Genomic DNA, 4,457 nt, shown 5'->3' with positions numbered 1-4,457 from the left:
GCTTCAAAGTCTCCGGCCTATCCTACACATCAAGTACCCAAATTCAATGTTAAGCTATAGTAAAGGTTCACGGGGTCTTTTCGTCCCATCGCGGGTAATCGGCATCTTCACCGATACTACAATTTCACTGAGCTCACGGTTGAGACAGTGTCCAGATCATTACACCATTCGTGCAGGTCGGAACTTACCCGACAAGGAATTTCGCTACCTTAGGACCGTTATAGTTACGGCCGCCGTTTACTGGGGCTTCAATTCAATGCTTCTCTTGCGATGACATCTCCTCTTAACCTTCCAGCACCGGGCAGGTGTCAGGCTGTATACATGATCTTTCGATTTTGCACAGCCCTGTGTTTTTGTTAAACAGTTGCCTGGACCTATTCTCTGCGCCCTCCCATCACTGGGTAGGGACCCTTTCTCCCGAAGTTACAGGGTCAATTTGCCTAGTTCCTTAACCGTGATTCACTCAAGCGCCTTAGTATATTCTACCCGACTACGTGTGTCCGTTTACGGTACGGGTACCTTAAGGATTAAGTTTAGCGGATTTTCTTGGAAGTCTGATTACACGCACTATTGGATTGTCACAAGGACGCTCCATACTATCAAGTTCGACTCTCACGGCGGATTTGCCTGCCATGATCAACATCTACACTCTTTAACGGGCTATTCCGTCAGCCCGCGGCGCTTTCACTACTCCGTCTCCACGTCACTCCTTAAGGTAGTAATGGAATATTAACCATTTCTGCCATCGACATTACCATTCGGCTGAGTCTTAGGACCCGACTAACCCTGATCCGATTAGCGTTGATCAGGAAACCTTAGTCTTTCGGCGAGGGGGTTTCTCACCCCCTTTATCGTTACTTATACCTACATTTGCTTTTCCACACGCTCCAACAAAGCTTACGCTTCACCTTCAACGCAGAGTGGAATGCTCCCCTACCAACCATTACTGGTTCCATAGCTTCGGTAAACCGCTTATGCCCGATTATTATCCACGCCAAACTCCTCGACTAGTGAGCTGTTACGCACTCTTTAAATGAATGGCTGCTTCCAAGCCAACATCCTAGCTGTCTTAGCAATCTGACTTCGTTAGTTCAACTCAGCGGTTATTTGGGGACCTTAGCTGATGGTCTGGATTCTTCTCCTCTCGGACGCGGACCTTAGCACCCGCGCCCTCACTCCTGTTCTAAAACTAATGCGCATTCGGAGTTTATCAAGACTTGATAGGCGGTGAAGCCCTCGCATCTAATCAGTCGCTCTACCTCACATTAGTAATAAACAAGGCTGCACCTAAATGCATTTCGGGGAGTACGAGCTATCTCCAAGTTTGATTAGCCTTTCACCCCCACCCTCAGCTCATCCGGAAGCTTTTCAACGCTTATCGGTTCGGTCCTCCAGTTAGTGTTACCTAACCTTCAACCTGGCCAAGGGTAGATCACTTGGTTTCGCGTCTACTCCTTCCGACTAAATCGCCCTATTAAGACTCGCTTTCGCTTCGGCTGCGGATTTCAAAATCCTTAACCTTGCCGGAAAAAGTAACTCGTAGGTTCATTATGCAAAAGGCACGCCGTCACAGCATATAGCTGCTCCGACCGCTTGTAGGCGCATGGTTTCAGGAACTATTTCACTCTTCTATTCGAAGTTCTTTTCACCTTTCCTTCACAGTACTGGTTCACTATCGGTCTCTCGGGAGTATTTAGCCTTACCGGATGGTCCCGGCAGATTCACACAGAATTTCTCGTGCTCCGCGCTACTCAGGATACCACTAGAGTGAATTAAACTTCGAATACCGGGTTATCACCGTCTATGACCAAACTTTCCAGATTGTTCTTCTCGTTTAATATCATCCCACAACGTGGTCCTACAACCCCATATATGCCGTAACATATATGGTTTGGGCTATTCCGCGTTCGCTCGCCACTACTTACGGAATCATTATTTATTTTCTTTTCCTACAGGTACTAAGATGTTTCAGTTCCCTGCGTTAGCTTGCCACATAATGGCATAACCGATCTTCAACCGGTTGGGTTGTCCCATTCGGAAATCTTCGGATCAAAGGTTATTTGCACCTACCCGAAGCTTATCGCAGCTTATCACGTCCTTCATCGCCTCCGAGAGCCAAGGCATCCGCCATGCGCCCTTACTTACTTTCTTTTATCAAACACATGTCAAAAACTCATCGCTGAGTTTTATGACCGTATGGCTCGATATATACTTTTAGCTCTTACTAAAAATTACTTTTTGTTGTGTACATCATGTCAAAGATCGTTGTATATCTGAAGTTTAATTCAGATTAAGAGTGGAGAATAACGGATTCGAACCGTTGACCCTCTGCGTGCAAGGCAGATGCTCTAGCCAGCTGAGCTAATCCCCCGAATCAAGAGATTCGTAGTCCCAGGCAGAGTTGAACTGCCGACCTCTACATTATCAGTGTAGCGCTCTAACCAACTGAGCTATAGGACTGTGGACTGTGTTCAAACCCTTACCTTTCGGCTCGGCTTCTTTTGTTTCTCTTGTTTATCTCTTTATTTAATCTATATATTAAATAAACAAGTACCAGTAGTACAAATTGAGGACTCATCACTGAGTCAAGTGTCGTCTAAAACCGTTGTCTAAAAAGTTACGAAATCACTCCAGAAAGGAGGTGTTCCAGCCGCACCTTCCGGTACGGCTACCTTGTTACGACTTAGCCCCAGTCACCAGTTTCACCCTAGGACGCTCCTTGCGGTTACGTACTTCAGGTGCCCCCGGCTCCCATGGCTTGACGGGCGGTGTGTACAAGGCCCGGGAACGTATTCACCGCGCCGTGGCTGATGCGCGATTACTAGCGAATCCAGCTTCACGAAGTCGGGTTGCAGACTTCGATCCGAACTGAGAGAGGTTTTTGGGATTAGCATCCGGTCGCCCGGTAGCTGCCTGTTGTACCCCCCATTGTAACACGTGTGTAGCCCCGGACGTAAGGGCCGTGCTGATTTGACGTCATCCCCACCTTCCTCGCATCTTACGACGGCAGTCTCACTAGAGTCCTCAGCATGACCTGTTAGTAACTAATGATAAGGGTTGCGCTCGTTATGGCACTTAAGCCGACACCTCACGGCACGAGCTGACGACAACCATGCAGCACCTTCACAGCGGCCTTACGGCTATACTATTTCTAATATATTCCACTGCAATTCAAGCCCGGGTAAGGTTCCTCGCGTATCATCGAATTAAACCACATGTTCCTCCGCTTGTGCGGGCCCCCGTCAATTCCTTTGAGTTTCACCGTTGCCGGCGTACTCCCCAGGTGGAATACTTAACGCTTTCGCTTAGCCGCTTACTGTATATCGCAAACAGCGAGTATTCATCGTTTACTGTGTGGACTACCAGGGTATCTAATCCTGTTTGATACCCACACTTTCGTGCCTCAGCGTCAGTTGTACCCCAGTGAGCTGCCTTCGCAATTGGAGTTCTTCGTGATATCTAAGCATTTCACCGCTACACCACGAATTCCGCCCACCTCTTGTACACTCAAGAATGACAGTATCAACTGCAATTTTAAGGTTGAGCCTTAAACTTTCACAACTGACTGATCATTCCGCCTACGCACCCTTTAAACCCAATAAATCCGGATAACGCTTGGATCCTCCGTATTACCGCGGCTGCTGGCACGGAGTTAGCCGATCCTTATTCGTAAGGTACATGCAAAGGGGAACACGTTCCCCATTTTATTCCCTTATAAAAGAAGTTTACAACCCATAGGGCAGTCATCCTTCACGCTACTTGGCTGGTTCAGGCTAACGCCCATTGACCAATATTCCTCACTGCTGCCTCCCGTAGGAGTTTGGACCGTGTCTCAGTTCCAATGTGGGGGACCTTCCTCTCAGAACCCCTATCCATCGAAGACTTGGTGAGCCGTTACCTCACCAACTATCTAATGGAACGCATCCCCATCGATTACCGGAATCCTTTAATAAAGAGAACATGCGAACTCTTTATACTATCGGGTATTAATCTTTCTTTCGAAAGGCTATCCCCGAGTAAACGGTAGGTTGGATACGTGTTACTCACCCGTGCGCCGGTCGTCAGCGGTATTGCTACCCTGCTACCCCTCGACTTGCATGTGTTAAGCCTGTAGCTAGCGTTCATCCTGAGCCAGGATCAAACTCTTCATTGTAAAAGTATTGTGTAGCACTAATCGAAATAAATATTACTATCTAATTTCAATCAATACTGTTTTAGCTCTGTTCAGGATTTCGTAAATTTATTCTTTAGACGGTCTGTTCAACAGACCATTGACGGTTCTAAATTATACCCAAGACCATCGCTGGTCTTGCTCTTGTACTACTTGTATTGTTTATGTAAATCTATCAAAGAACGCTTCTTTTGTAATTGCTTCGTTTTAAAAGCGGGTGCAAAGATAAGAGCTTTAAATCCAACTACCAAATGTTTCTGGAAGTTTTTTTAGTTTTATTTTTTGG

2 tRNA genes and 2 rRNA genes are annotated in these 4,457 nt (G+C 46.8%); all 4 read right to left on the bottom strand.

The window, feature by feature from the left end:
* A 23S ribosomal RNA gene (locus tag BQ5338_RS00020) occupies nt 1–2,151 on the bottom strand; the annotation flags it as partial.
* A 146-nt stretch (nt 2,152–2,297) separates the two neighbouring features.
* Nucleotides 2,298–2,371 (bottom strand) — tRNA-Ala (locus BQ5338_RS00015).
* 15 nt (nt 2,372–2,386) lie between these two features.
* A tRNA-Ile gene (locus tag BQ5338_RS00010) sits at nt 2,387–2,460 on the bottom strand.
* 174 nt (nt 2,461–2,634) lie between these two features.
* Nucleotides 2,635–4,153: ribosomal RNA gene (locus BQ5338_RS00005) — 16S ribosomal RNA — on the bottom strand.
* Nucleotides 4,154–4,457 lie beyond the last annotated feature (304 nt).

The organism is Bacteroides ihuae, from assembly GCF_900104585.1.
GTDB classification, from domain to species: domain Bacteria; phylum Bacteroidota; class Bacteroidia; order Bacteroidales; family Bacteroidaceae; genus Bacteroides; species Bacteroides ihuae.
This window is presented reverse-complemented; position numbering and strand designations above follow the sequence as displayed.